This is a genomic window from Flammeovirga sp. OC4 (assembly GCF_000812565.1).
GTDB lineage: Bacteria > Bacteroidota > Bacteroidia > Cytophagales > Flammeovirgaceae > Flammeovirga.
In genome coordinates this window covers 154,606-180,696 of record NZ_JTAM01000010.1, presented here as the reverse complement: position 1 = coordinate 180,696, position 26,091 = coordinate 154,606, and the positions used below count along the sequence as shown (strand labels likewise).

18 protein-coding genes are annotated in these 26,091 nt (G+C 35.0%); 17 read left to right on the top strand and 1 reads right to left on the bottom strand.

Going from position 1 to position 26,091, the window contains the following annotated elements:
• The first annotated feature begins 6 nt into the window (after window positions 1-6).
• The 10 genes from PL77_RS09985 (at window position 7) to argH (ending at window position 11,649) form a co-directional block, all read left to right on the top strand.
• The gene (locus PL77_RS09985; RefSeq protein ID WP_044204331.1) at window positions 7-690 is read left to right on the top strand and encodes a hypothetical protein; all 684 of its coding nucleotides are present in this window, start codon (window positions 7-9) and stop codon (window positions 688-690) included.
• A gap of 14 nt (window positions 691-704) precedes the next feature.
• The gene (locus tag PL77_RS09980; RefSeq protein WP_044204329.1) at window positions 705-2,435 is read left to right on the top strand and encodes a hypothetical protein; all 1,731 of its coding nucleotides are present in this window, start codon (window positions 705-707) and stop codon (window positions 2,433-2,435) included.
• 453 nt (window positions 2,436-2,888) lie between these two features.
• Entirely contained in the window at window positions 2,889-3,488 is a 600-nt protein-coding gene (locus PL77_RS09975) for a GNAT family N-acetyltransferase (RefSeq protein ID WP_044204328.1), read from the top strand.
• A 41-nt stretch (window positions 3,489-3,529) separates the two neighbouring features.
• Entirely contained in the window at window positions 3,530-4,741 is a 1,212-nt protein-coding gene (gene argG, locus PL77_RS09970) for an argininosuccinate synthase (protein WP_044204326.1), read from the top strand.
• Between the two features lie 224 nt (window positions 4,742-4,965).
• Window positions 4,966-5,955, top strand: a complete 990-nt coding sequence (gene argC / locus PL77_RS09965) for an N-acetyl-gamma-glutamyl-phosphate reductase (RefSeq protein WP_044204324.1) — start codon at window positions 4,966-4,968, stop codon at window positions 5,953-5,955.
• Between the two features lie 30 nt (window positions 5,956-5,985).
• Window positions 5,986-7,125 (top strand): aspartate aminotransferase family protein, encoded by a 1,140-nt coding sequence (locus PL77_RS09960; protein WP_044204322.1) that lies wholly within the window; start codon window positions 5,986-5,988, stop codon window positions 7,123-7,125.
• 70 nt (window positions 7,126-7,195) lie between these two features.
• Window positions 7,196-8,146 (top strand): N-acetylornithine carbamoyltransferase, encoded by a 951-nt coding sequence (locus PL77_RS09955; RefSeq protein ID WP_044204321.1) that lies wholly within the window; start codon window positions 7,196-7,198, stop codon window positions 8,144-8,146.
• Window positions 8,147-8,242: 96 nt separating this feature from the next.
• Entirely contained in the window at window positions 8,243-9,022 is a 780-nt protein-coding gene (gene argB, locus PL77_RS09950; protein WP_044204320.1) for an acetylglutamate kinase, read from the top strand.
• Window positions 9,023-9,170: 148 nt separating this feature from the next.
• A complete protein-coding gene (locus tag PL77_RS09945) occupies window positions 9,171-10,244 on the top strand; it encodes a M20 family metallo-hydrolase (RefSeq protein WP_044204317.1) in 1,074 nt (357 codons plus the stop codon).
• A gap of 118 nt (window positions 10,245-10,362) precedes the next feature.
• Window positions 10,363-11,649, top strand: a complete 1,287-nt coding sequence (argH, locus tag PL77_RS09940) for an argininosuccinate lyase (RefSeq protein WP_044204316.1) — start codon at window positions 10,363-10,365, stop codon at window positions 11,647-11,649.
• A gap of 45 nt (window positions 11,650-11,694) precedes the next feature.
• Here the strand turns inward: argH and PL77_RS09935 are convergent, their stop codons facing one another.
• Entirely contained in the window at window positions 11,695-12,714 is a 1,020-nt protein-coding gene (locus PL77_RS09935; protein ID WP_044204314.1) for a hypothetical protein, read from the bottom strand.
• Window positions 12,715-13,094: 380 nt separating this feature from the next.
• On the opposite strand from PL77_RS09935, the gene PL77_RS09930 reads away from it, so the two are divergent.
• The 7 genes from PL77_RS09930 (at window position 13,095) to PL77_RS09900 (ending at window position 26,085) form a co-directional block, all read left to right on the top strand.
• Window positions 13,095-13,703: a DUF3244 domain-containing protein gene (locus tag PL77_RS09930; protein WP_044204313.1), complete on the top strand. Its 609-nt coding sequence runs from the start codon at window positions 13,095-13,097 to the stop codon at window positions 13,701-13,703.
• A gap of 210 nt (window positions 13,704-13,913) precedes the next feature.
• On the top strand, window positions 13,914-14,822 hold the full coding sequence (locus tag PL77_RS09925; RefSeq protein ID WP_044204311.1) for an LD-carboxypeptidase: 909 nt from the start codon (window positions 13,914-13,916) through the stop codon (window positions 14,820-14,822).
• 232 nt (window positions 14,823-15,054) lie between these two features.
• The gene (locus PL77_RS09920; RefSeq protein ID WP_082026473.1) at window positions 15,055-15,678 is read left to right on the top strand and encodes a DsbA family protein; all 624 of its coding nucleotides are present in this window, start codon (window positions 15,055-15,057) and stop codon (window positions 15,676-15,678) included.
• An 850-nt stretch (window positions 15,679-16,528) separates the two neighbouring features.
• Window positions 16,529-19,492: a TonB-dependent receptor gene (locus PL77_RS09915; protein WP_052444291.1), complete on the top strand. Its 2,964-nt coding sequence runs from the start codon at window positions 16,529-16,531 to the stop codon at window positions 19,490-19,492.
• 23 nt (window positions 19,493-19,515) lie between these two features.
• On the top strand, window positions 19,516-21,129 hold the full coding sequence (locus tag PL77_RS09910; RefSeq protein ID WP_044204307.1) for a RagB/SusD family nutrient uptake outer membrane protein: 1,614 nt from the start codon (window positions 19,516-19,518) through the stop codon (window positions 21,127-21,129).
• Window positions 21,130-21,173: 44 nt separating this feature from the next.
• Window positions 21,174-22,253 carry a SusE domain-containing protein gene (locus PL77_RS30395; RefSeq protein ID WP_052444290.1) on the top strand — a complete coding sequence of 360 codons (1,080 nt, stop codon included), beginning with the start codon at window positions 21,174-21,176 and terminating at the stop codon, window positions 22,251-22,253.
• Window positions 22,254-23,112: 859 nt separating this feature from the next.
• Complete coding sequence (locus PL77_RS09900; RefSeq protein ID WP_253273976.1) at window positions 23,113-26,085, top strand: TonB-dependent receptor; 2,973 nt, start codon at window positions 23,113-23,115, stop codon at window positions 26,083-26,085.
• Window positions 26,086-26,091: the final 6 nt, after the last annotated feature.

The window sequence follows — 26,091 nt, the reverse complement described above, 5'->3', positions numbered from 1 at the left end:
ACTAACATGAAAGTATTACTATTAATAACCTATTTCACAATAGGAATTTCATTGCTTACCGTTGCTCAAGATGAGACTCCAGCTTCTCCTGCTTATGAAGGAAAAATGGCAATTGGAATTTACGGAGGAACTACCGGAGCAGGTATTGACATCGCTAGAAATTATTCAAAATTCAACTTTGCTTTTGGTTTTAATTATTTAAAAGTATCGGACTTGGAACAACGCGTGACCGTTCAAGGTGAGTTGATGGATACAAAACTATCAATGGCTTCGATTAGCCTTGATTTACGTGCAGAGTATCTCCCATTTAATAAAAGTAGTTTTAAACTTTTTGCAGGTGTAGCTTATATTCCAGAAAACCAAATAGAGGTAAAAGGTAAATATGCTAAACCAATCACAATTGGAGAGATTGAATTCACAACTGATGATATTGGAGAAATCTATTTTAACGGTCAATGGGCAAAATTTGCTCCTTATTTTGGCTTAGGCTTTGGACGTGCGGTGCCGAAGAGGAAAATAGGATTTGGTTTTGATTTGGGAGCTTATTACATGGGTAGCCCTGATGTGACATTCTCAGGTACAGAGATGTTTTCTCAACTTGAATCACAGCAGGAACAGCTAAGAAAAAATCTTGAAGGATATTCTTGGCTACCGATTATGAAACTCAGACTCTCTTACAGAATTAATTAAACAAGTAAACAAATATGAAAAAGATATATTATTCTATATTGACCTTATCTATAACTTTACTTATAGTATATGCATGTCAAAACCCTCTTGAAAATATTATAATTCCTATATCTCCAAAGCTTTCTACTTATGAAGTGTCCATAAAAGTAAGTGATGTGTCGAATCCTGCTAGTTTATCAGAAGAAGGTGCTTTGGAAGTAGAATTACTTGGACCTGATGCTGATAAAATCTTGAATAATGCAGGTGAATCGACATTTTCTGCAAAAAATGGAATTATCAATTTAGCCGTGAATAAAAAGTATTCGGATATAGTAGATCCATTGAGATTTACAGTAAAAGTATCAGGAGAAAACTATTTAACGACTACTATTCCAGTTGTCATTGATGGCACTAGTGAATTGATGCAACTCTATGCAAATGTTGTGAATATTGAAACACCTCCAGTAGGAGTAAAGGTAGAAAAGGAAGTAGCAACAATTGTGGGTGATGGATCAGTTACAGAAGAAATTGTGGTTTCCACATCGTCAGATGAAAATGCTGAAGACGTTGAAGGCCCCTCAACAGAAATTAGTATTCATACAGGTACTGTTTTTAAAAATGCTGAAGGCGAAGTTTTACATGGAAACGAATTAGAAGTTCAGGTCATAAATTTTGATAGTAATGAACCGTCGAGTTTAGAATCTTTTCCAGGTGGTTTTTCTCCTAACTCAGTAATCGACCAAAGTGGTGAAGAAGTAACAACCGGTAATTTTGTTACTGCAGGTTTCGCTTCAATTGATATGTTTGTTGATGGTGAAGAGGTAACTGAGTTTTCTGAACCTATAGAGGTTGTTATGAAAATAAATGATGACACTTACAACCCAGAAACAAATGAACCTATTAAAGTTGGAGACATAGTGCCAATTTGGTCTTACAGTAATGATGATGGACAATGGGTATTTCATGGAGATGGAGTTGTTACACCTGCTGTTGATGGAAGCCTAGAAGTGAAGTATACAACTACTCACCTTTCTTCTTACAACCTAGACTTTTTTACAAATAACAGACGATGTTCTTCAGGAAATGTGGTTGTTGAGATAGAAGATGCACATCGATTACCTAGTGGTAATAGTTATGAATTAAAAGCTTATTTGGTATCACCTAATTCTAGTCAACCTTTGGGAAATGGTAGAGCAATCATCAATATTACTAAAGATACAAAGGAGATTACATTGAATAATTCTATTGATATGGATATGCAACTATTGATTGTTCGAGATAGAGTATTGACTTATTCAGGAAGAGATGATTGGCATTCGCCTGCTTTACCAGATGCAGATTCGGTAGTTTTTTATGAATATATTAATCATTGGTCACATACCTATAGATGGACACAGCATATTTATAGATCAGAGGTGTTCAATGGTTGTGACAATAATATTTCTATTTCATTATATGATCACCTTTCTAAGTTAGATGCAAGTGTTGAGGTATATGTTGAATATGCAGGATATTGTGATAATAGAAAGATTGCTCCTTCTGTAAATTTATATAGAAAGAAAGCGGATGGTGAATTTGGTTTTGTGGGGTATGTTGATAAAGGAGTAATTACAATGTCTGTCCCTAAATTAGATTCAACGTATCTATTTGGATTCTATTGGGGAGACACTTTCTACGAAGATTCATTACATATTGATTCAGATAGAATGGTCAATACTAACTTAAATCTTGATGAATTTTGTGATAAGATACTGGAAAATCTGTAGTTTTTTAGTAACAATTTAACCATTAAAAGTTCAGCATTTGATGAAATATCATTTGTTGAACTTTTTTTATTTTGTTCAAAATTTAACACCCTAAATCACTATGTTCAAAATTTAACACGGTGTCTTAAAAATATTTCATCTATGAAAATTATATTTTAAAAAAGTATTAATAATTCACTGGTTTACTTGAATATATCGTATTTAATTTCCTAATTTTGATTATCAAATAAAGAAAAATGACAGAGAAAATAGGACATATAACAGGTTTGGAAAATTCGGTAAAGCCGTCCGTTGAAGGATGCTTTTTTCGACGTTAGTTCTATTTTAGATCGACTAAAAATACAATGTGATTACTTGTGTTGGTCGGCTCGCGATTATAGTGTTTCAAACAAAGTTTTACGAGAGGAAGTATAAAAACTAACTAACAGCTTGCTCTATAAAGTTTTTAAGGAAATGACAGTTAAGAATCTAATTCAAGAGATGCAACATATATCAAGTTTTTCAATTATTGAAGCCAGTATCAGTGAGCATAAAGAGTATGCAAAAGATATCTGTCATCAAATTGAAGAATCAGCAAAAGCTAGAGGAACTGGTATTGCTAAGAGAAGCGTGGATTATATCGAAAAGAAATTCGAGGAAGGGAAAGGAGTTATTGCAATTGCCGATGACGGAACCTTTGCAGGTTTTTGCTATATTGAATCTTGGGGACATAACAAGTATGTTGCAAACTCAGGATTAATTGTAAATCCTAAATTCAGAGGGACTGGTTTGGCAAAAGCGATTAAGAAAAAAGCTTTCCAATTGTCAAGAAAGAAATACCCTGATGCAAAGTTGTTTGGTTTGACAACAAGTTTACCTGTCATGAGAATCAATAGCGAGCTGGGTTATCGTCCTGTTACATTTTCTGAATTAACAGATGATGAGCAATTCTGGAAAGGATGTCAAAGTTGTGTGAACTATGACATTTTACAAAGAACAGAAAGAAAACACTGTTTATGTACTGGAATGATCTTCGATCCGAATGATCCTAGATACAAATCTACTGTAGAGTAGAGACCGAAAAAGATTTAACAAACAAAAAAGAAATAGAGACAATGAGTAAGAAAGTGGTTTTAGCCTTTAGTGGTGGATTAGATACAACATACTGTGTAAAGTATCTTTCAGAAGAAAGAGGGTTAGAAGTGCATACCGCTATCGTTCAGACAGGAGGTTTTTCGGACGAGGAGTTGAAAGAAATTGAAGAAAAAGCATATACGTTAGGTGTTAAGTCACATATCACTTTGGATCAAACGGAAACGTTTTATGAGCAATGTGTAAAGTACTTGGTATTTGGTAATGCTTTAAGATATAATACTTATCCATTATCAGTAAGTGCAGAGCGTGTATTCCAAGCGTTGGCAATTGCTGAATATGCTAAGAAAATTGGTGCAGATAGTATTGCTCATGGTTCTACTGGTGCTGGTAACGACCAAATCCGTTTTGACATGGCGTTCAAAATTATCTGTCCTGGTGCAGAAATCATCACACCGATTAGAGATAATCAATTATCAAGACAAGATGAGATTGATTATTTAATCTCTAAAGGAGTGGAAGGTAACTGGGAAAAATCACTTTACTCTATCAACCAAGGTTTATGGGGTACTTCAGTAGGTGGTAAAGAAACTTTAGGTTCAAGAAATACTTTACCTGAAGACGCTTACCCTACACAAGTAACAGAGTCAATTCCAAAGAAAGTAGCCTTAACTTTTGAGAAAGGTGAATTAGTAGGTATTGACGGTCATATTTTTGACAAGCCAGTACAAGCTATTCAAGAATTGAACAAGATCGCTTCTCCATTTGGTATTGGAAGAGACATCCACGTAGGTGATACGATCATTGGTATCAAAGGTCGTGTAGGTTTTGAAGCTGCAGCTCCTGTAGTAACTATCAAAGCACACCACTTATTAGAGAAGCACACTTTAACGAAGTGGCAATTATACTGGAAAGAACAATTAGGTAACTACTATGGTATGTTGACGCACGAGGGACAATGGATTGATCCTGTAATGCGTAACATCGAGAAGTTCCTTGAAGATACACAAGATCACGTATCAGGTGAGGTATTCGTTACATTGTACCCTTACAGATTCGAATTAGAAGGAATTGAGTCGAAATATGACTTAATGAACAGCACATTCGGAGCTTATGGAGAAATGAACAATGCATGGACAGGTGAAGACGCTCGTGGTTTTGCTACTATTTTAGCTAATCAAAACATGATCTTCGGAAAAGTAAAAGAAGCTGCCGAAGAGACTGTTTCTGAATAAAAGTAAGTTGGAACCTTAATTTAGTGAGTGGGTGAACCTTTTTACTCGCTCACTGATATTAAGCATTCACTACTTCAAAGTTTTTTAAACCTGATAACTTGAATTGGTAAAGAAAACTAAGGGTGCGGGAAATATTCTGCATCCTTTTTTAAATCAATTTATTTTTCAGGACAGAAGAAATTAAACAAACAAAACAAACTCACTAATATTAAAAACATAAGAAGATGAAAGTTGGAATTATAGGTGGAGCCGGAATGACTGGCGGCGAATTACTAAGAGTATTAATTAATCATCCTGAAGTAGAAATTGATTATGTACATAGCCGTAGTCAAGTAGGAAAACCTTTGTATGCTCAACACAAAGATTTATTTGGGGAAACTGAATTGGTATTTACTGGTGAAGTAAAAGATTCAGAAGTGATTTTCTTATGTTTAGGACACGGTGAGTCAGTAAAGTTTTTAGAAGAAAATACTTTTGCTCCTGAAACGATCATTATCGACTTAAGCCAAGATTTTAGATTAGGAGAAGGAATCGTTGAAAATCGATCAATGAAATTGGGAGATCGTGAGTTTATTTATGGTTTACCAGAATTAAACAAAGAAGCGATACAATCGGCTAAGAATATTGCCAACCCAGGTTGTTTTGCCACTGCTATTCAAATTGCATTATTACCATTGGCTTCAGCTCAGAAACTGAATGACGAGGTGCATATCAGTGCTATTACAGGTTCAACTGGAGCTGGTGTGAAATTGATGGCAAGTACAGCATTTACTTGGAGAACAAGCAATATTTCGCATTACAAAGCCTTTAATCACCAACACTTATTAGAGATTGGTCAGTCATTAAATCAGTTACAAGACGGGTTTAATCACAAAGTTAATTTCATCCCTTATAGAGGTAACTTTACAAGAGGAATTTTAGCATCATGCTACTTGAAATCAGATCTTTCTCAAGAAGAAGCTGTGAAGTTATTCAAAGATTACTATGCTGATGCAGCTTTCACACATGTGATTGATGGTCCTTTGGATTTGAAGCAAGTAGTTAATACTAACCGTGGATTTATCAGTGTTGAAAAGCATGACGATACATTATTAGTCACTTCAGCAATTGATAACTTATTAAAAGGTGCAGTAGGACAAGCTGTTCAAAACATGAACTTAATCTTTGGATTGGACGAGAAGCTTGGTTTGAACCTTAAGCCAATGGCATTTTAATCTCACTTTTTACATTCAACGTTTCGAAAAATGGCAAATTTATTTGATGTATATCCTCTTTTTGATATTGAGCCTGTTAAAGGTGAAGATGTTTGGATCTATGATAAAGAGGGACAAAAATATTTAGATTTATACGGTGGTCATGCTGTGATTTCTATCGGTCATACCCACCCTCACTATAAAGAAAAACTAAGTAATCAATTAGAAAACTTGGTTTTTTACTCGAACAGTATTCAGAATCCATTGCAAAAAGAATTGGCATCCAAATTAGGTGAAGCTTCATGTTATCACGATTGGAACCTTTTCTTATGTAACTCTGGAGCGGAAGCGAATGAAAATGCTTTCAAATTAGCATCTTTCTACAATAAGAAAACAAAGATCATCTCCTTCTCTAAAGGTTTTCACGGAAGAACTTCATTGTCGGTAGCAACTACAGATAATAAAAACATTGTTGCTCCTGTAAATGCAGTACACGATACTTTGATATTACCTTTTAATGATGTAGACGCTTTGAAAAAAGCTTTTGCTGAAAATGAAATCTGTGCAGTAATTGTAGAAGGAATCCAAGGTATTGGTGGTATCTATGAGCCAACTGAAGAATTCATGCAAACGATCAGAACATTGTGTGACGATCAAGATGCGGTATTTATTGCAGATGAAATTCAGTCGGGTTACGGTAGAAGCGGTCGTTTCTTTGCTCATCAATGGTATGATGTAGTTCCAGATGTTGTGACAATGGCAAAAGGTATGGGTAATGGCTTCCCAATTGGCGGTGTATTTATTTCACCAAAATTTGAAGCTTCATACGGAATGTTAGGAACTACGTTTGGAGGAAACCACTTGGCTTGTGCAGCTGGTATTGCAGTGTTGGATGTATTGGCGAAAGAGAATTTGATTGAGAAATCAATTGAAGTAGGAGAATGGATTGTAGAACAGTTGAAACAAAATCCAGCGATCAAAGAGATCAGAGGTAAAGGTCTGATGTTGGGTATCGAATTGAATGAAGCGGTAGCACCTTTAAGAAAGGAAATATTGATGAAGCATAAGATATTCACTGGTGCTTCATCGAATAAAAATACAATCAGATTGTTACCTCCATTGACATTGACAAAAGAGCAAGCGCAGCTATTTGTAGATGCTTTCAATGATGTAACAAAAGAAATAGCATAAATAAAGTGAAAGTGTAAGGATCTTGTATTACAATGTCCTTACTACAACAATCAAAGACATAGAATTAGAAATGAAAAAGTTTTTATCAGTAAACGATGTTCAGGACTTAAATGAAATCGTAAAAAGTGCATTATCGATTAAAGCCAATCCGGAAGCATACGGTGATGTAGGAAAAAATAAGATGTTGGGTTTACTTTTTTTTAACCCTAGTTTAAGAACAAGATTAAGTACTCAGCGTGCCGCACGTCATTTAGGAATGGACGTGATGGTGATGAATATAGATAAAGACGGTTGGAAAATCGAAACAGAAGATGGCGTAATCATGGACGGTGACAAAGCGGAGCATTTAAAAGATGCTGCAGCTGTTATCAGTCAATATTGTGATATCATTGGTGTTCGTTCGTTTCCAAACCTACAAGATAAAGAAGAGGATTATGCAGACGGTATTATGAAAGACTTTGTAAAGTATGCTCATGTACCGATTGTTAGTTTAGAATCAGCAACAAGACACCCACTACAATCTTTAGCAGATTTGGTAACTATTCGTGAGAACTCTGACAAGCCAAAGAAGAAAGTTGTATTGACTTGGGCACCTCATCCAAGAGCATTACCTCAAGCAGTACCAAACTCTTTTGCAGAGTGGATGAATGCTGCAGATGATGTAGAATTAGTAATCACTGCACCTGAGGGCTATGAATTAGATCCTGAATTTGTAGGTGATGCTACATTTACTACAGACCAAGATGAAGCATTAAAAGATGCTGATTTTGTTTATGCTAAAAACTGGTCTTCAACTACTGAATATGGTAAAGTAGTTTGCAAAGACAACTCTTGGCAGGTAACAGAGGAAAAAATGGCTTTAACCAATAATGGTAAGTTTATGCACTGTCTTCCGATCAGAAGAAACGTTGTCGCTTCTGATGGTGTATTGGATAGTGATAACTCACTTATTATTGAAGAGGCAAATAATAGAACGTTTGCAGCAGCAGCCGTTTTAAAAGCCATTCTTGAAACAGAATAATACTTTTGAGACAAAGTATAATAAATGTCTCACATCCCACATATATAATAACAAGGGACGTAGCAATGCTATGTCCCTGTTTTGAAAATAATAACAATGAAAATATCAGTAATCAAAGTAGGAGGAAATGTGATCAATGATGAGGTAGCATTATCCTCTTTTTTAGAGCAATTTTCTCAACTGGAAGGTGCCAAAGTCTTAGTTCATGGAGGTGGTAAATTGGCTACAGCTATGGCACAACGTTTAGGAATCGAACCAAAAATGGTAGACGGAAGACGCATTACTGATGCTGATACATTAGAAGTAGTAACCATGGTGTATGGAGGTTTGGTCAACAAAAGAATTGTGGCACAACTTCAAGCCAAAGGTACTAATGCAATCGGATTGACAGGTGCCGATGCGAATATCATTGAAGCTGATAAAAGAACAGGCTGGGAAATTGATTTTGGTTTTGTGGGTGATGTTAGAAAAGCCAATGCAGGGCCAATTGCCAACCTTGCAAAAGAAGGTATTACTCCAGTAATTGCTCCTTTGACACACGACAAGCAAGGACAATTGTTGAATACAAATGCAGATACAATGGCACAAGCCGTAGCTGTCGCATTGGGTCAGGCAGGGCATGAAGTGTCTTTAAGGTATTGTTTTGAAAAAGCAGGTGTTTTATTGGATATTAATGATGATGATTCACTTGTTGAAGAATTAGACCCTCAGAAGTTTGAGCAGTTCAAAGCAGATGGTGTGGTAGCAGATGGTATGTTACCAAAACTCAAAAATGCCTTTGATGCTATCGATGCTTCTGTAAAAGAAGTATGGTTGGGTAAGGTAGAAGGTTTATTAGCCAATTCTCCAAAAGGGACTAAAATTATTGGAGGGTAATTTGAAATAAAGTACTTTAAAAACTTATTTTTATCTGGTTGTTTATAAGTAGGGCATGATGGTGTATTTACTATAAACAATCAGATTTTCTTTAAGTAGTATAGAAGTAATAATGATTCAATTTTACACTCTTTAGCTAAAGCATAAGATGAAACACCAAGAATTAGTCGAAAAAGCCATCGAGCTATTAAAGCAGATGATCGCCACTGAATCTTTAAGTAAAGAAGAGGATGATGTAGCAGAAATTGTCGCTCGTTTTTTTATAGAGAACAACATTGAGATTCATCAATATAAAAATAATCTTTGGGCAAAAAATTTACATTTTGACCCTTCAAAAGAAACCATTCTCTTAAACTCCCATATTGATACTGTAAAACCCAACAAGGATTGGACAAGAGATCCATTTGCTCCTACAGTAGAAGATGGTGTGTTGTATGGTTTGGGTAGTAATGATGCGGGAGGACCTTTAGTGAGTTTGATTGCAACATTTCTTTATTTTTATGAGAAAAAAGACCTTCCTTATAACCTTGTTATGTGTGCTTCTGCTGAAGAAGAGATATCAGGAAGAGAAGGAATAGCAGATGTATGGGATCAACTACCTAAGATTGATTTTGCTATTGTAGGTGAGCCTACGCAAATGCAATTGGCAGTAGCGGAGAAAGGATTGATGGTATTGGATTGTGTGGCTGAAGGAGAATCAGGACATGCAGCTAGAGATGAAGGAGTAAATGCCATTTACAATGCGATGCAAGACATAGAGTGGTTCAGAAATTACCATTTCCCTAAAGAATCAAAAACTTTAGGACCAATTAAGATGTCTGTAACTTGTATTGAGGCAGGAACGCAGCATAATGTAGTACCTTCTGAATGTAAATTTGTAGTGGATGTACGTACGACAGATGCCTATTCTAATATAGAAACCTTGGAGCATATCAGAGAGCATGTAAATTGTAAAGTAACACCTCGTTCTACCCGATTAAACCCGTCAGGAGCACCTATGGATCATCCAGTAGTGAAAGCAGGGTTGCAGTATCAAAAAGAGACGTATGGTTCACCAACCCTATCAGATCAAGCGTTGATGCCTATTCCTAGTTTGAAGTTGGGGCCTGGTGACTCTGCAAGATCTCATACTGCTAACGAGTATATTCTATTGGATGAAATAGCTGATGGAATAAATGATTATATTCGCATTCTAGAAGGGGCGTTTATCATGGCCCATTAGGGATCGACCTATGTGTCTACCCGTGTATAAAAATGGGATATAATTAATTAAACCAAAGAATGTTCAATTGACATCCCAAACCACGATATTAGAAATAAAAAAATAAAAATAGATATAGATGAAACTTTGGCAGAAATCCACTTATACTGTAAACGAAAAAGTAGATAAGTTTACAGTAGGGAAAGATAGAGAATTAGATATTTTATTAGCTCCTTATGATGTAAAAGGATCTATGGCTCATGCAACAATGTTAGCAGAGGTGGGGTTGTTGACAGAAGAGGATAAAGATATCTTATTGAAAGGTCTTCAGGAAATCTATGAGGAGATCGAAAAAGGTGATTTTGTAATTGAAGATGGAGTAGAGGATGTACACTCTCAGGTGGAAATGTTGTTGACACAACGTTATGGAGATGTTGGTAAAAGATTACACTCAGGTAGATCAAGAAATGACCAAGTTTTATTAGATCTTAAATTATACTTAAGAGATGCCCTTAAAGAAGTAGCGAATAATACAAAAGCATTATTTGATACATTAATCGAGAAGTCAGAAGAGTTCAAGGATTACTTAATGCCAGGTTATACGCACATGCAAGTGGCTATGCCTTCATCTTTTGGTTTATGGTTAGGGGCTTATGCTGAATCATTGGTTGATGATATGGTGATGTTGAAAGCAGCTTTCGATATTACGGATAGAAACCCGCTTGGATCAGCGGCAGGGTATGGTTCATCATTTCCATTGAATAGAACTAGAACTACTGAGTTGATGGAATTTCAGTCGATGGCAGTTAACGTAGTTTATGCTCAAATGGGTAGAGGAAAGACAGAGTACCATGTTGCTAATGCTATGGCTTCAGTAGCTGCCACAGTAGCCAAACTTTCAATGGATGGTTGTATGTATGCTGGTGGTAACTTTGGTTTTATTAAATTTCCGAATGAGTTTACAACAGGTTCGAGTATTATGCCTCATAAGAAAAACCCTGATGTATTGGAGTTGACAAGAGCGAAGTGTAATCAAATTACATCATTACCAACTCAAATCATGTCGATCTTAAGCAACCTACCTGTTGGATACCATAGAGATTTACAGCAAATCAAAGAGATCTTATTGCCTGCCATAGAAATGCTGAACGATTGCTTGGAAATGACGAAGCTGATGTTCGAAAAAATGGAGCCAACGAAAGACCTTTTAGAAGCACCTATTTATGATTATTTATTCTCGGTTGAGGAAGTAAATAAATTGGTTCTTCAAGGTATTCCTTTTAGAGAGGCTTATGTGATCGTAGGTGAAGGAATCGAAAAAGGAGAATACAATCCAGAAAGATCGGTTAACCATAGTCATGAAGGAAGTATTGGTAACTTGGGTAACGATATTATCAAGAAAAGAATGGAAGCCACTTACTTCTAATTCAATTCTCAAAAAGCCAACTTTTAATCACAAAAGTTGGCTTTTTTAATACTCATCGCTTGAGTAAAGTTCAACAGGAAATATGTGAGTAGAAGCAACTGTTTGTCCTCTTATGACCGGAGGGACCCAATTTTCTAGTTCTTGCAATGTATTAATAGCAGCATTATTGATGCTTGGAAGTTGAGGATTCAAAACTGTGATATTACTGATCGTACCATCCAAACCAATATCAAAAGCCACATATAGGGTTTCTGCAAACGTGTAACTGTTGTTGAATATGTTTTTAGTAAGATATTTAGATTGGAAACGGTTATAAAATTTTTTGTAAAACTTCTTGTACCCCATCTCTGGGTAGGCTTCTATTTTCAAATCTGTGTATTTATAACTTTTATTGTTTTTATCCCAGCTTACGCCTCTTATTAAAGAATCAGCCTCATACTCTTCCTCGTAAAATTTTTGACCATTTTCATAAGTACCAATCCAAGTACCTTCCTTTTGCCCAATTTTGAGTGTTCCTTCTTCAGAATATCTTTCTTCTTCATTGAAAAACTTAACCCAACCTGTCTGATCAGTAAGTGTTTGTTTTCCTGTTTTATCCCAGGCATTTTCAAAAATTCTTTCAATATATTGCCCTTCCATACTGTAATGTTCAATGAAAGTATATTCTAATTGCCCGTTTTCATAATATCTTTTCCATACTCCAATCTTGAGATTATTTTCAAACCCACCTTCTTCTTTAATTTTTCCACTTTCGTAATACAATTTCCATAGTCCTGTTTTTTCACCCTTAGAAAACTGTCCTTCCATCTTGATCTGACCATTTGGAAAATAAGAGGTAAAGTCACCAAATTTTTTACTCCGTATGGAGGAACCTTCAGTTAGAAAACGTTGAGATAAGTTTTCTTCAAGATCATAGAGGTTATGCTGATAAAAACCATCTTGATTTACTTCCAAAAAGTCATATTCACTGTAATATCTTTTTTCATTTGAGGTAGTAGACACTTCATTTAAATCTTCATCAAAATAGACTTTTTTCTGGGCTGTCACTAATAATGAAACCATCATTATAAGGAAGGTTAAGCTTATACATTTCATTAGCTAGGAAAATTGGAGCAATAATTATTTATGAACGAGTTGCTATATAATTTAAAATATGTTTTCTAAAAACCTATGACTTTTACTCTTGATATTCTTATCTCCTAAAAAATTGAATTTGAATACCTTAGTGTCAATAGAATCTTTACTATTTGAAGCTTTTCATCTGGGAATAGTCACTTAATTTATTTGTATAATACAATTTAATAATAGTTCATTTTACAATTAATGTAATAAAATCACTGTTTTTTTACGAAAACTGTAATTTGACAGGAAATTGCTTAAAACTCTCCTTTAAATTAGCCTTAAGAACTTTAGAACTGAAACAATATTTAAACTTTTTACTAAATATGAAGAAATTAACAATACTAATCGTCACATTACTATTAAATGTTCTATCAATTGCATCATTTGCGAATGACATCTCTTATACTATCTCTGTTAAAAAATCAGTTGTAGCTATTAACTTCTCCTCTCTTATTAATGAAAATAAAGATGTCAAAATTAAAGTCTTAGACGATGAAGGACATCAATTCTTGGAAGAAAATTTATCGGTGAATGAAAGTACTCTTGAAGAGATTGATATGTCATCTTTAGAAAAAGGAACTTATGTTTTTAAAATGACTTTTGAAGATAAAGTTGTCACAAGAGAATTTAAGTTATCAAAGTCTAAAAGAGTCTCAATGAGAGACTACACAATGCATACTAAAAACAGAGGTTTTGTTGTGAAAATGCAGGGAACGGTAATGAAAGTAGAAACAACTTCTGTTTTAACAGAAAATGTAAATCTTGTCTTTAAATCTCCAAGTGGAGATGATGAGTTATTGTATGAAACTACATTTCTGCCAGGTGAAAATGCAATAACAAGTATAGATTTAAGATCTTTAGGTGTTACTCAGTTCATCTTGAATGTAGTGGAGAATGATGTAACTTATTCTGATCGAATTACAATGTTTTAATATATAAGGTAACTGTTTGTTTGCTATAGATTTTTTTGCTTAACACTCCATTGCTCAAACTTATTATTTTAGGGCTGACTCGTTTTTTTGAGTCAGCCTTTTTTGCTTTTAGAAGATAATATGATACTAAAAGTAAAGTTTGAGGTAGAATCTGATTGAATATAAACTGTATTGACTATTTTTAATTGAATCAACGAAGGGACAAAATATATGAATACTTTAAAGAGAGGAGATAAAGTTGCCGTTGTGGCTAGTTCAGGTAAAGTAGATGTAGAAGCAACATTACAAGGTATTGAGGTATTGAGAGAGTGGGGTTTGATTGTGCTCAATGATCAAGAATGGGCTGCAGAATGGGGAAGCCTTGCAGGAGCAGATAGTAGAAGAACAGGGAAATTACAAATGGCATTAGATGACCCTGACATTAAAGCTATTTTTATGGCAAGGGGTGGATACGGTCTTACACGAATCATTGATAGAATCGACTGGTCAAAATTTATAGATCATCCAAAGTATATCATTGGATTTTCAGATGTGACAGCATTACATACTTGTGTCAATAACCTTGGTTTTTCCTCGATCCATGCTCCAATGGTCGGACAGTTTTCAAAAAAAGAATTAGAAGTCAGCCTTAGTCAATTGAAAGGTATTCTCTTTTATGATGAATACCCGTGTATTAAAGGGGAAGTAAACGAAAAGTTTAGTGATCAAGTGATAGAAGGTGAAATAGTTGGTGGTAATTTATGTCTTTTGGCCGATCAAATTGCTACTTATTCAGAGTTGAATACTGAAAATAAGATATTGTTTATAGAGGAAGTAGGAGAAAAACCCTATCAGATTGATCGTTCTTTAACACATTTAAACCGTAGTGGTGCATTTAAAAATGTGAAAGCAATTATTCTAGGACAATTTTCAGGTATACCGGACGAAGAAGAACCTTTTTTCCCACTGAGTATTAGTAGAATGGTGAAGGAAAAAGTCAATGTTCCAGTGATTACGGATGTATCAGCAGGACATGATTATCCGAATACACCCATAAAGCTAGGAGGAAAATATCAGATTAAATGTATTGGAGATAAAGCACTGATTGAAGTAACCACTTCTGTTGATTTAAATCGATAGTAGTATTTTCTTGTCAGACGTAAAAAATCATAATGTGTTTTAAATTTTATTATCGACTTGAATACCACTATATTGTAATAAATTAATGATTTATATTGCTGAGTACTAGCAAAATATAAATTCAAAAAATAAAGGTAATTGACCCATATTTTTTCATAGTTCACTTTAGTATAAGGTGAACTATTTTTTTATCCTGATAAAATGATGAATATTTGTTCAAACAATAAATAAAATGAAACTTATATATATAATGGACCCTCAATGTGGGTGGTGCTACGGCAATAGCGAAAGTATACAAAAAGTATATGAAGCTTATAAAGATGAAATTCAGTTTGAATTTTTAGTAGGAGGCATGTGGATTGGTGAACAAGCCCCTAAAGGTGGTGCACCGACGTATCAGTTCATGAAACAGCATTCACCGGTGATGGAAAAGAGAACGGGAGCATTAGTAAGTACAGAGTTTTATGAGTTAGCACAAGACGAGACGTATACTTTTTCGAGTTTTGAGCCTGCTTTGGCGATGACTTGGGTAAAAAAGAATGCTCCTTCTAAAATGCTTGCTTTTATTTCGGAGCTTCAAAAGGCTCAATTTTATTTTGGTCAGCGCTTTGATGATTTCAAAACCTATTTGTCTATTCTTCAAAAACTGGAATTGGATGTGAAATTATTCATGGATTCATGGGGTAGTGAAGAAGACCAAAAAGCCACGATCGGTGAAATCAATAGAGCAAGACAGTTGGCCAATGGCTTTCCATCATTATTATTTGATAAAGGAGATGGAGAAATGACCGAATTAGCAGCAGGGTATTTTGATGGTGATGAGATGGTAGACAAAATCTATGGTTATACCCTTTAGATATTCTGTAAACTAAGTGCTTTACCATTATGTTTAATAATTAGATAGTGTTGCTGCTTAGAAAAGTTATATTTTAATTCAAAGCCTTTAATAAAAGATTACAAAATAGATCTTTTGTTAAAGGCTTTTTTATTTTCATTAAACAGTGAAAAACAGCTCGTTTTTATAGCAACCGGTTTAGGAGAATTCCAAGATTAATCAATTTCAAAAACTTGATCTTTTTTTTCATTTATATCCAAATTTTATAATCTAAACGTTAAAAAATAAGGTTTCATTTACGTTAAAATTAACTCGAATAGAAACCGTTTGTTTATTAAATTTTAAATCAATGAAGCATTAATTTAAATAATATCAAATATTATTACCAAGTTTGTATTGTTATGAGGTTAAATTTAACACGTATATTTACAATAAATTAATCATACTGTGATACTAAAAGTGTTTATCTTGCACTTGTATTTTTTGAAGCACTAAATTGAAAATGAAATAAAAAAGAAGTCTGTTAAACTTATTATTAAATAAACAATAAAAATCAAACCTAATTTATTTTAAGCTTGTCAGAAAAGTGATATTTCTGTAGAGCTTACCTTACACTTTATGTTTAAATAATTAAGCACTAAGTCAAAAATAGTTTTGCATTAATTCTTGATGATTAATTGTGAATAAAATGCTGTAAAGAGCATATACTATAGCCTATTTAATGCCTTTTTAGGACTTATTCATAATACATTAAAAGAAGTAGTGGGAAGTTGTTTTTGCAGAGTGTTAAAAACCAGTCAATTTTAACTACAAAGTTATGAATGTAAAATTACGTATTACAAGCAAAAGTTTTGTTTGTACCCTCTTGTGTATGCTCTTTACTTTAGGGAGTAGCTTAGTATTTGCACAAGAAAAATCAATCAAAGGTACTGTTGTAGATGAAAACGGTGCACCACTTCCAGGTGTTGCTGTTGTAATAAAAGGGACAACACTAGGAACAACAACAAATTTCGATGGTCAATACACATTGAGTGTAGGGGCGGCGGATAAGGTTTTATCTTTTAGTTATATCGGATACTTAACAAAAGATATTTCATTGGGTTCTGAGTTTGTAATTGATGTCCCTATGGAAGTAGATGCTGAACAATTAGAAGAGGTAGTAGTTATCGGTTATGGTAGTACTACGAAGAAAGATGCTACAGGTTCAGTAGAGGCTATTAATGCTGACGGATTCAACAAAGGTGCAATTAATTCACCTCAAGGTTTATTACAAGGTAAAGTTGCTGGTGTTCAGATTACTACTGGCGGTGGTGCTCCTGGTTCTGGAGCAACAATCCGTATTCGTGGAGGATCATCGCTTTCTGCATCAAATGATCCATTGATTGTGATCGATGGTGTACCTGTTGATTCTGAGGGTATTTCTGGTATGAGAAACCCATTAAATGCCATTAACCCTGCAGATATTGAGTCAATGACGGTATTAAAGGATGCATCGGCGACAGCAATTTACGGTTCACGAGCATCAAACGGTGTAATTATCATTACAACCAAAAAAGGTTCTTCTAATGAATCTTCTATCAATGTGAACTATAATGGTTCAGTTTCTGTCAACACGCTAAACAATAGGGTAGATGTTTTATCTGCTGATCAATACAGAAGTATTATGTCAGGTAGACTAGGGGAACACTTACTAGGAGATGCAAACACAGATTGGCAAGATGAAGTATTTAAAACATCAGTTTCTACTGACCATAACGTAGGTGTTTCTGGTAATGTAAAAGGATTTTTACCTTACCGTGCTTCAGTAGGTTATACATTAGATAATGGTACTTTAGAAGGTTCTTCAATGGATCGTACTACACTAAACTTAAACTTGTCTCCAACATTTTTGGATGATCACTTAAAGGTAAACGCATCAGTGAAAGGTATGTTTGTGAATAACAATTTTGGTAATACTGGTGCTATTGGTAGTGCAGTAGCTTATGATCCTACGCAGCCGGTTTATGACGATAGATACCCTCAATACGGTGGGTACCATACATGGGTAACTGATCCTAATGATCCTACATCCGGAAGATCAGTGAATGCTCCTTCTAACCCAATGGCAATGATCAATCAAAATTCAAATACTTCAAATGTAAATAGAAGTATTGGTAATGCTCAAATTGATTACAAAATTCATGGTTTTGAGGACCTTACCGTAAAAGTAAATGCAGGTTATGATTACTCAAGCTCTAAAGGTGGTGTATACGAAGGTATAGAAACATCATGGAACGAAAATAATGGTCCTTCAGGTACTGATGATGTTGGTGGTTTTGTTTCGAATTTCTCTCAAGTAAAAAGAAATGAGTTATTAGATGTTTATGCACAGTACAACAAAGAATTAGGTAAACATAGATTCGATGTTATGGGTGGTTATTCATGGCAACACTTCTATGAAGAAGGTAGTAACTATGAAAATAACGTTTATGGTAACGTGGACAACCCAGAAAGATTATATGCTACTGAATATTACTTAGTATCATTCTTTGGTAGAGCAAATTATACTTTTAATAACAAGTATATGGCTACAGTTACGGTACGTCAAGATGGTACATCTCGTTTCTCTCCTAATAATAGATGGGGTACTTTCCCTTCATTAGCATTGGCTTGGAAGATCAAGGAAGAGCCATGGATGCAATCTGTAGACTTTGTTTCTAGTTTGAAATTAAGAACGGGTGTAGGTGTTACAGGTCAACAAAACATTACTGATAATAACTACCCTTATATGCCTACTTATACTGTAGGTGACAACAACTCTATGTATGGTTTCTATAATCCTTATACAGGAAGATGGGAGTACATTAATACTGTTCGTCCAGAAGGTTATGATGAAAATATCAAGTGGGAAGAAACAACCACTTATAATATTGGTTTAGACTTCGGTTTCTTTAATGACAGATTAACAGGTTCAGCTGAAGCTTACCACAGAATCACAAACGATCTAATCAACATGATTCCTGTACCGGGAGGTTCGAACTTAACGAACATGTTGTTGACAAACGTAGGTTCAATGGAGAACACTGGTTTTGAAGTGGCATTAAATTACAAGGTGATCCAAAAGCAAGATTTCCACTGGGATTTTGGCGTGAACATGACTTGGAACGATTCTAAGATCACGAAATTAACGACTGTAGATGACCCTAATTATGAAGGTGTGAAAGTAGGTGGTATTTCTGGTGGTACTGGTGAAACGGTACAAATTCATAGAGTAGGTTATACACCATATTCATTCTTAGTTTATGAGCAAATTTATGATGCGAATGGAAAGCCAATTGAAGGAGCTTATGTAGATAGAAATGGAGATGGCGTTATTGATGAAAAAGACAAGTATATCGCTGGTGATCCTATGGCTAATTTATACTTCGGTTTCACAACTCGTTTAATGTATAAAAACTGGGAGTTCAGTATGGCTGGTCGTGCTCAATTTGGAGCACAAGTGTACAACAATGTTGACTCTAATAACTCTGCTTATGATCAATTATATGTACCAGCCAACGGCAATACAAACAACGTAACTACTGATATTTATAACACTGGGTTCCAAACAAGACAGTTACACTCGGATTACTACATCCAAGATGCGAACTTCTTAAGAATTGACAATATCATGGTAGGTTATAATTTCAACAACTTATGGGGTAGTAATTCAAGTGTGAGAGTATTTGGTACAGTGAACAATCCATTTGTGTTCTCTAGTTATAAAGGTGTTGATCCAGAAATTCAAGGAGGTATTGATAACAATATGTATCCTAGACCAACTACATATATGGTCGGTTTCAACGTGAACTTTTAATAACCAATTAATTAGATACTAAGATGAACTTAAATTCATTAAAAAAATATATTGCACCAGCACTGATCGTAGCAACAACTGCTTTTACATCATGCTTGCACCAATTAGATACAGTACCTGTAGATCCAAATGTGGATACTAAAGATAAGGTGTATCAAACTATTGAAGATTATAACCAAGGTCTTGCAAAGTTATATGCAGGTTATGCTGTTACAGGTCAGGAAGGTCCTGTTGGTAACGGTGACCTTGGTGGTATAGACGAAGGAGCCTCTCAATATCTACGTAGATATTGGGAAGCTCAAGAATTACCAACAGATGAAGCAATCAACTGTTGGAATGATCCAGGTCAGCCAGATATGTCTACAATGACTTGGTCTCCTACAAATACTTTGAATGAGGCACTTTACTACAGAGTGATTTATCAAATTTCACTAGCTAACCAATTTATCAGAGATTGTAATGCATCAGACTTTGATTTATCAAGCCAAATTGCTGAGGCACGTTTCTTAAGAGCGTATTCTTACTGGCATGCACTTGATTTATATGGTAATGGTGTACCAATGGTTACTGAAGAGAATGCTGTAGGTGCTGAATTACCAATGCCATGGGGACAACGCCATGATGGAGATGAGCTATTCAATTATATTAGTTCTGAATTAGAAGCTATTATTGATACTGACAATGAGCAACACCTTGTGGAAACAAATGAAAGTTTGTTTGGTCAAGCAAACGTGGGTGTAGCATATATGTTATTGACAAAATTGTATTTAAATGCACCTGTTTATTTAAATGCAAGTGTTTTACCTGGAGACTACTTAGACAAAGCTGAAACATATGTTGAGCAAGTGTTAAATAGATATGCTTTGTCTTTGGACTCTAAAAACAAAGTAAGTGCATACCAATCGTTGTTCTTAATGGATAACTATGAGGAAGGCAATGAGGTAATTTTCTCTATCAACTATTTTGGTAACCAAACACGTACTTGGGGTGGTATGACTTACCTTATCAATGCAGCGACAGGTGGAGGAATGGACAGAGATTACATGGGACTCCCAGGATGGGGAGGTAACCGCTCGATGACTTCATTAGGTAAATACTTTGAGAATGTTTCAGATGATAGAGACTTACTTTTCTATGATAACAGCCACACTCCTGAAATTTCAAACTTCTATGAATTCAATGAAGGTGTTCCGGTTATGAAATTCAGAAATTTTGATTCAAATGGAAATAAAGGAGATGCATCTTTTGCCGAAGTAAACTACCCTGTATTTAGAGTAGCAGATGCAATGTTGATGCAAGCAGAGATTAAAGTAAGAAAGTATGGTACTCATGATCAAGGAGTATTTACAAGACTTTGGGCTAGAGCGAATCGTCAAGGACAGATTCCAGCAATGAACTTAACAAATATTCTTGCAGAAAGAGCAAGAGAGTTATACTGGGAAGGCCACAGACGTCAGGACCTAAGAAGATTCAATTCATTTACAAGTAGTGAACATGTTACTGCTTGGCCTTATAAAGGAACAAACACTTCAACGCCAAACGGTATCAATAATGTTGATGTTAAATATGAATTGTATCCTATTCCATCATCGGAAACAGGTGCCAACCCTAATTTGAATCAAAACCCTGGTTATTAATAGGTATACATTATTGAAATAATGTTCCTTAAAAATATATAGTTATGAAAAGAATTTTAGCATTAGCAGTTCTAACAGCAAGTTTGTTCTCTTGTAACAATGATAAAGATCTTACTCAAATTGGAGAAGATGACACTTGGGTAGGACCCGAAATCACAAATGCTCCTGAAGATAAATTGTATGAATTTACTGCAGAGACGCAGAATGAAGAATTTACAACTCTTGAATGGTCGAGTGCGGACTATGGTAAAAATACAGAGTACAAGTACAACTTGATCGCTTCTGTTGAAGGTTTTGAAAATGAGGAGATTCTAACTGTTGCGACAGCTAGTTCAACATCAAGTACCTTATTAGAAAAAGAAGTGAGCAAAACCATCAACTTAATTACGGGTGTTACTGACCCCGCAAAAGTAGAGGAAGTAAGAGTTTCTTTAAGAGTTGAATCTTATATTGGTGAAGGAGGAGAAGATAGTCCTAAATTATCATCATCTTTCACTTCTTTTGATCTATTTCCTTATTTAGGGTACCAACCAACGCTTTGGTTAGCGGGTAACTTCAATGGATGGGGACACAACGATGCTGACGTAATCAGCCATGATGAAGAAAATCAAGGTAACTATAATAATAGATTATGGATGTCAGCTGAAGAAGAAGGACAAGTTATCGGAGGTAACTTTAAGATTTCTACTGAAAAAGGATGGGGTGCCACAAACTATGGTCTTGGTGATGAAGAAGGTACTTTATCAGATACAGGCGGAGATATCCCTGTAGGTGACCCTAACTTATATGACGTGAAAGTCAATATCGATGAACTCACTTATGAACTAGTTCCAATCGAGTGGGGTATTATCGGTGATGCTACACCTCTAGGATGGGATGATGAAACAAAGATGACGCTTGATCCAGCTACAGCATCATGGTCAATCATCGTAGATCTTAAAGATGGTCATATGAAGTTTAGAGCAAACCACACATGGGATATTAACTTAGGTGCAGGTGACAAGGATGGTGAACTTTCAGATAGCAACGCTCCAGATATTCCAGTTTCAGCAGGTAGATATAAAATTACTTTATTGTTGAACACTGAAAAAGGAACTTATACTTACACAATGGAAAAACAGTAAGTTGAAGTACTCAGAAACAAAAAAAGCACATACTAGAAATAGTATGTGCTTTTTTTGTTTCAAATATGACCTTATTAAATTATTCTCCTCTTTCGAAGTCTAAAGATTGCAACTTTCTTATTTATAGGTGAGTACATCTGTTTTGCTACCTATTGTCTGATTTGAGATTTTCATTTCTTCAATGAAAATGGGATTAAAGTGAAATATTCATATTGATCCCTTTTTTTATTTACGATTACTACCCGAAGAAGACTTTTTGAGTGAACAGTATTCGGTTTTATCATTCAACTTCATCTTTTCATGCTACTCTTCGAATGATTTTTAGTAATAAGTATTTCAGCAACCGATTTCGGTAAATCATGTTGATTTAGTAGTTAAAAAAAGACTGTTAAAAATTAGTTTTTATTAGATAAAATCTATTTAAATGTTAAAAAATAGCATCAATTTTAACTTAAATTTAACAATTTCAGAAACCGTTTGCTTCACATATTTTAACAAATAACAAGGTATTTTACTTTAAATATCAATATTTAGGTCTTTTTTTGGTTTTTTTGGTGTTAAATTTTAAGTTTTTTTTATAAAAAATTAATTAAACTTTAATATGTAAAGTGTTTATATTGCACTTGTAAATTAAAAGTATATGAAAATGAAAAAATGAAAATGAAAATTGTTTAGCTTATTACTATAAACATAACAAGTCTGACCTGATTTTTTTGAGCTCGGTTGAATTCTTCAATTTCGACCCCTGCTCGTCATACGCATTTTTTTTAATGATAAAAAAGTAATCTAATTTAACTTTTTAGTTATGAATGTAAAATTACGTTTTGCAAGCAAGCATTTTGTTTGCACACTCTTGTGTATGCTCTTTATTCTAGGGAGTAATCTGACTTACGCACAAGAAAAATCTATCAAAGGTACTGTAGTAGATGAAAATGGAACTCCTTTGCCTGGTGTAGCTGTTATTATTAAAGGTACTACCCAAGGAACAACAACTAATTTCGACGGACAATATGTCCTAAATGTTTCTGCAACTGATGAAACGCTATCGTTTAGTTATATCGGTTATTTAACTAAAGATATCGTTATTGGTGCACAAGCAGTAATTGATGTGTCAATGGAAGTTGATGCAGAACAATTAGAAGAAGTAGTGGTAATTGGTTACGGTAGCGTGAAAAAAGAAGACGCAACTGGTTCAGTTCAAGCTATTTCTGCTTCTGACTTTAACCAAGGTGCAATCAACTCACCTCAAGACCTATTAACAGGTAAAGTAGCAGGTGTAAACATTACTGCTGGTGGTGGTGCTCCTGGTGCGAAAGCAACAATTAGAATTAGAGGTGGTTCATCTCTTTCAGCATCAAATGATCCACTAATCGTAATCGATGGTGTGCCAATCGATAACAACGATATCTCAGGTATGAGAAACCCACTTAACACTGTAAACCCAAATGATATTGAGACATTTACAGTATTAAAAGATGCATCTGCAACTGCAATCTACGGTTCAAGAGCATCCAACGGTGTAATCCTTATTACTACTAAAAAAGGTAGTCAAGGAGGCGTTAAATTTGATTACTCAGGTAATGTATCTTTCGGTACTGAAACAGGAAGAATTGAGGCTTTAGATGCTACTCAATTTAGAAACTTAATGCAAGAAACTGGTAACACTAACGGTTTATCAATCGCTGGTGATCAAAATACAAACTGGCAAGATGAGTTAATGAGAACAGCAGTTTCTACAGAGCACAACATGGCTGTTTCTGGTGCTGTTGCAGATTTCCTTCCTTACAGAGCTTCAGTAGGTTACAATAACTCAAATGGTATCTTAAAGACATCAAACATGGAAAGAACTACTGTAGCGTTAAACTTAACGCCTAAGTTCTTCGATGATCACTTATCAGTAAATGTTTCTGCGAAATACATGAACGTTAAAAACCGTTTTGCAGACGTAGGAGCAATTGGTTCTTCATTAAGCATGGACCCTACTCAAGTTACAAGATCAAATGATGATACTTACCAAAAGTTTGGTGGTTATTTCACTTGGGTTGATGGAGCTGGTAACCCAATCTCTATTGCACCAAGTAACCCGCTTGCATTACTTGATCAAAAAGATGATAGATCAAACATTAACCGTTTTATTGGTAATGCACAATTAGATTACAAATTCCACTTCTTACCGGAATTAAAAGCGAACTTAAACGTTGGTTATGATTACTCTAAAGCGAGTGGTGGAGTAAATGTTCCTACTACTGCTGCATGGGAATACAACGTAAATGATCCTGAAGCAGGTGGTAGATCAAGTACTTTCGAGCAAGAGAAAAAGAACGAATTAGTTGATTTCTACTTACAATATGTGAAAGACTTAGCAGGCATCGATTCAAAATTAGATGTAATGGCAGGTTATTCATGGCAACATTTCTGGAGTGCTAAATACGATTGGGCGACTAACGCAAGAGGCGATTCTCCAGAGGTTTATCCAAACGCTACTTACAGCGACGTTTTAACTGAAAATTACTTAGTATCTTTCTTTGGTCGTTTAAACTATACTTTCAAAGATAAATATATTGCAACTGTAACAGTTAGAAATGACGGTACTTCAAGATTTGCACCTGATTCAAGATGGGGTCTTTTCCCAGCTGCAGCATTAGCTTGGCAAATCAACAAAGAAAACTTCATGGCTAACTCTAGCAAAGTTTCTAACTTAAAACTTCGTTTAGGTTGGGGTATCACAGGTCAGCAAAACTTAGGTTCGTCTGATAACCCATTAGATTATCCTTACCTACCTGTATACACTTACGGTGATGAAAAAGCACAACACGTATACTACGATCCAAACATTGGCCCGATTTCTTACTACACAATCAGACCTCAAGGTTATGACCAAAACTTGAAGTGGGAGGAAACTACTACTTACAATGCTGGTGTAGACTTCGGTTTCATGGATGATCGTTTAACAGGTACAATTGATGTTTATAAGAGAATTACTAACGATCTATTAAACACAATTCCAGTAGCTGCAGGTTCTAACTTAACAAACAGATTACTTACAAACGTAGGTAGCTTAGAGAACCAAGGTCTTGAATTAACATTAAACTACAAAGTGATTCAAAAACGTGATTTCTTCTGGGATCTAGGTTTCAACTTCACTACTAATGATACTAAGATTACTAAGTTAACAGCAGTTGAAGATCCAAACTACAAAGGTGTAGATGTAGGTGATATCACTGGTGGTACTGGTCAAACAATCCAAATTCACCAAGTTGGCGAAAGACCTAACGCTTTCTATACTTACCAACAAATTTATGATGAGACTGGAAGACCAATCGAAGGTGCTTATGTAGATAGAAATGGTGACGGTAACATTGATGCTAACGATAAGTATATCGCAGGTGATCCAAACCCTGATTACTACATTGGTATTAACTCAAGAATCACTTATAAAAACTGGGACTTTAGCTTCAGTGGTCGTTATGCAGGTGGACACCAAGTTTACAATAACGTCAACTCAAACCAAAGTTTGAACAACATGACGGTTTCTGGTTTCAATAGAAACCTTACAACAGACATCCTTAACACTTACTTCCAAGATTACCAATTCCAATCTGATTACTACATCGAAGATGCTTCATTCTTCAGATTAGACAACATCATGGTAGGATACAACTTTAACAACATTAAAGGTGGTAAAATCAATGCAAGAGTTTACGGTACTGTAAACAACGCATTTGTAATCACGAAATACAGTGGTTTAGATCCAGAAATTTCTGGAGGTATTGATAACAACATCTATCCTCGTCCTAGAACTTTCTTACTTGGAGTAAACCTTGGATTCTAAAATAAA

What these genes read in the sequence shown, in the direction of transcription:
- PL77_RS09915 (WP_052444291.1), top strand. Translation starts at nt 16,529, where the DNA reads ATGCTCTTTACTTTAGGGAGTAGCTTAGTATTTGCACAAGAAAAATCA.
- PL77_RS09980 (WP_044204329.1), top strand. Translation starts at nt 705, where the DNA reads ATGAAAAAGATATATTATTCTATATTGACCTTATCTATAACTTTACTT.
- PL77_RS09930 (WP_044204313.1), top strand. Translation starts at nt 13,095, where the DNA reads ATGAAGAAATTAACAATACTAATCGTCACATTACTATTAAATGTTCTA.
- argH (WP_044204316.1), top strand. Translation starts at nt 10,363, where the DNA reads ATGAAACTTTGGCAGAAATCCACTTATACTGTAAACGAAAAAGTAGAT.
- PL77_RS09955 (WP_044204321.1), top strand. Translation starts at nt 7,196, where the DNA reads ATGAAAAAGTTTTTATCAGTAAACGATGTTCAGGACTTAAATGAAATC.
- PL77_RS09985 (WP_044204331.1), top strand. Translation starts at nt 7, where the DNA reads ATGAAAGTATTACTATTAATAACCTATTTCACAATAGGAATTTCATTG.
- PL77_RS09920 (WP_082026473.1), top strand. Translation starts at nt 15,055, where the DNA reads ATGAAACTTATATATATAATGGACCCTCAATGTGGGTGGTGCTACGGC.
- PL77_RS09925 (WP_044204311.1), top strand. Translation starts at nt 13,914, where the DNA reads ATGAATACTTTAAAGAGAGGAGATAAAGTTGCCGTTGTGGCTAGTTCA.
- PL77_RS30395 (WP_052444290.1), top strand. Translation starts at nt 21,174, where the DNA reads ATGAAAAGAATTTTAGCATTAGCAGTTCTAACAGCAAGTTTGTTCTCT.
- PL77_RS09900 (WP_253273976.1), top strand. Translation starts at nt 23,113, where the DNA reads ATGCTCTTTATTCTAGGGAGTAATCTGACTTACGCACAAGAAAAATCT.
- PL77_RS09935 (WP_044204314.1), bottom strand. Translation starts at nt 12,714, where the DNA reads ATGATGGTTTCATTATTAGTGACAGCCCAGAAAAAAGTCTATTTTGAT.
- PL77_RS09945 (WP_044204317.1), top strand. Translation starts at nt 9,171, where the DNA reads ATGAAACACCAAGAATTAGTCGAAAAAGCCATCGAGCTATTAAAGCAG.
- PL77_RS09975 (WP_044204328.1), top strand. Translation starts at nt 2,889, where the DNA reads ATGACAGTTAAGAATCTAATTCAAGAGATGCAACATATATCAAGTTTT.
- argB (WP_044204320.1), top strand. Translation starts at nt 8,243, where the DNA reads ATGAAAATATCAGTAATCAAAGTAGGAGGAAATGTGATCAATGATGAG.
- argC (WP_044204324.1), top strand. Translation starts at nt 4,966, where the DNA reads ATGAAAGTTGGAATTATAGGTGGAGCCGGAATGACTGGCGGCGAATTA.
- PL77_RS09910 (WP_044204307.1), top strand. Translation starts at nt 19,516, where the DNA reads ATGAACTTAAATTCATTAAAAAAATATATTGCACCAGCACTGATCGTA.
- argG (WP_044204326.1), top strand. Translation starts at nt 3,530, where the DNA reads ATGAGTAAGAAAGTGGTTTTAGCCTTTAGTGGTGGATTAGATACAACA.
- PL77_RS09960 (WP_044204322.1), top strand. Translation starts at nt 5,986, where the DNA reads ATGGCAAATTTATTTGATGTATATCCTCTTTTTGATATTGAGCCTGTT.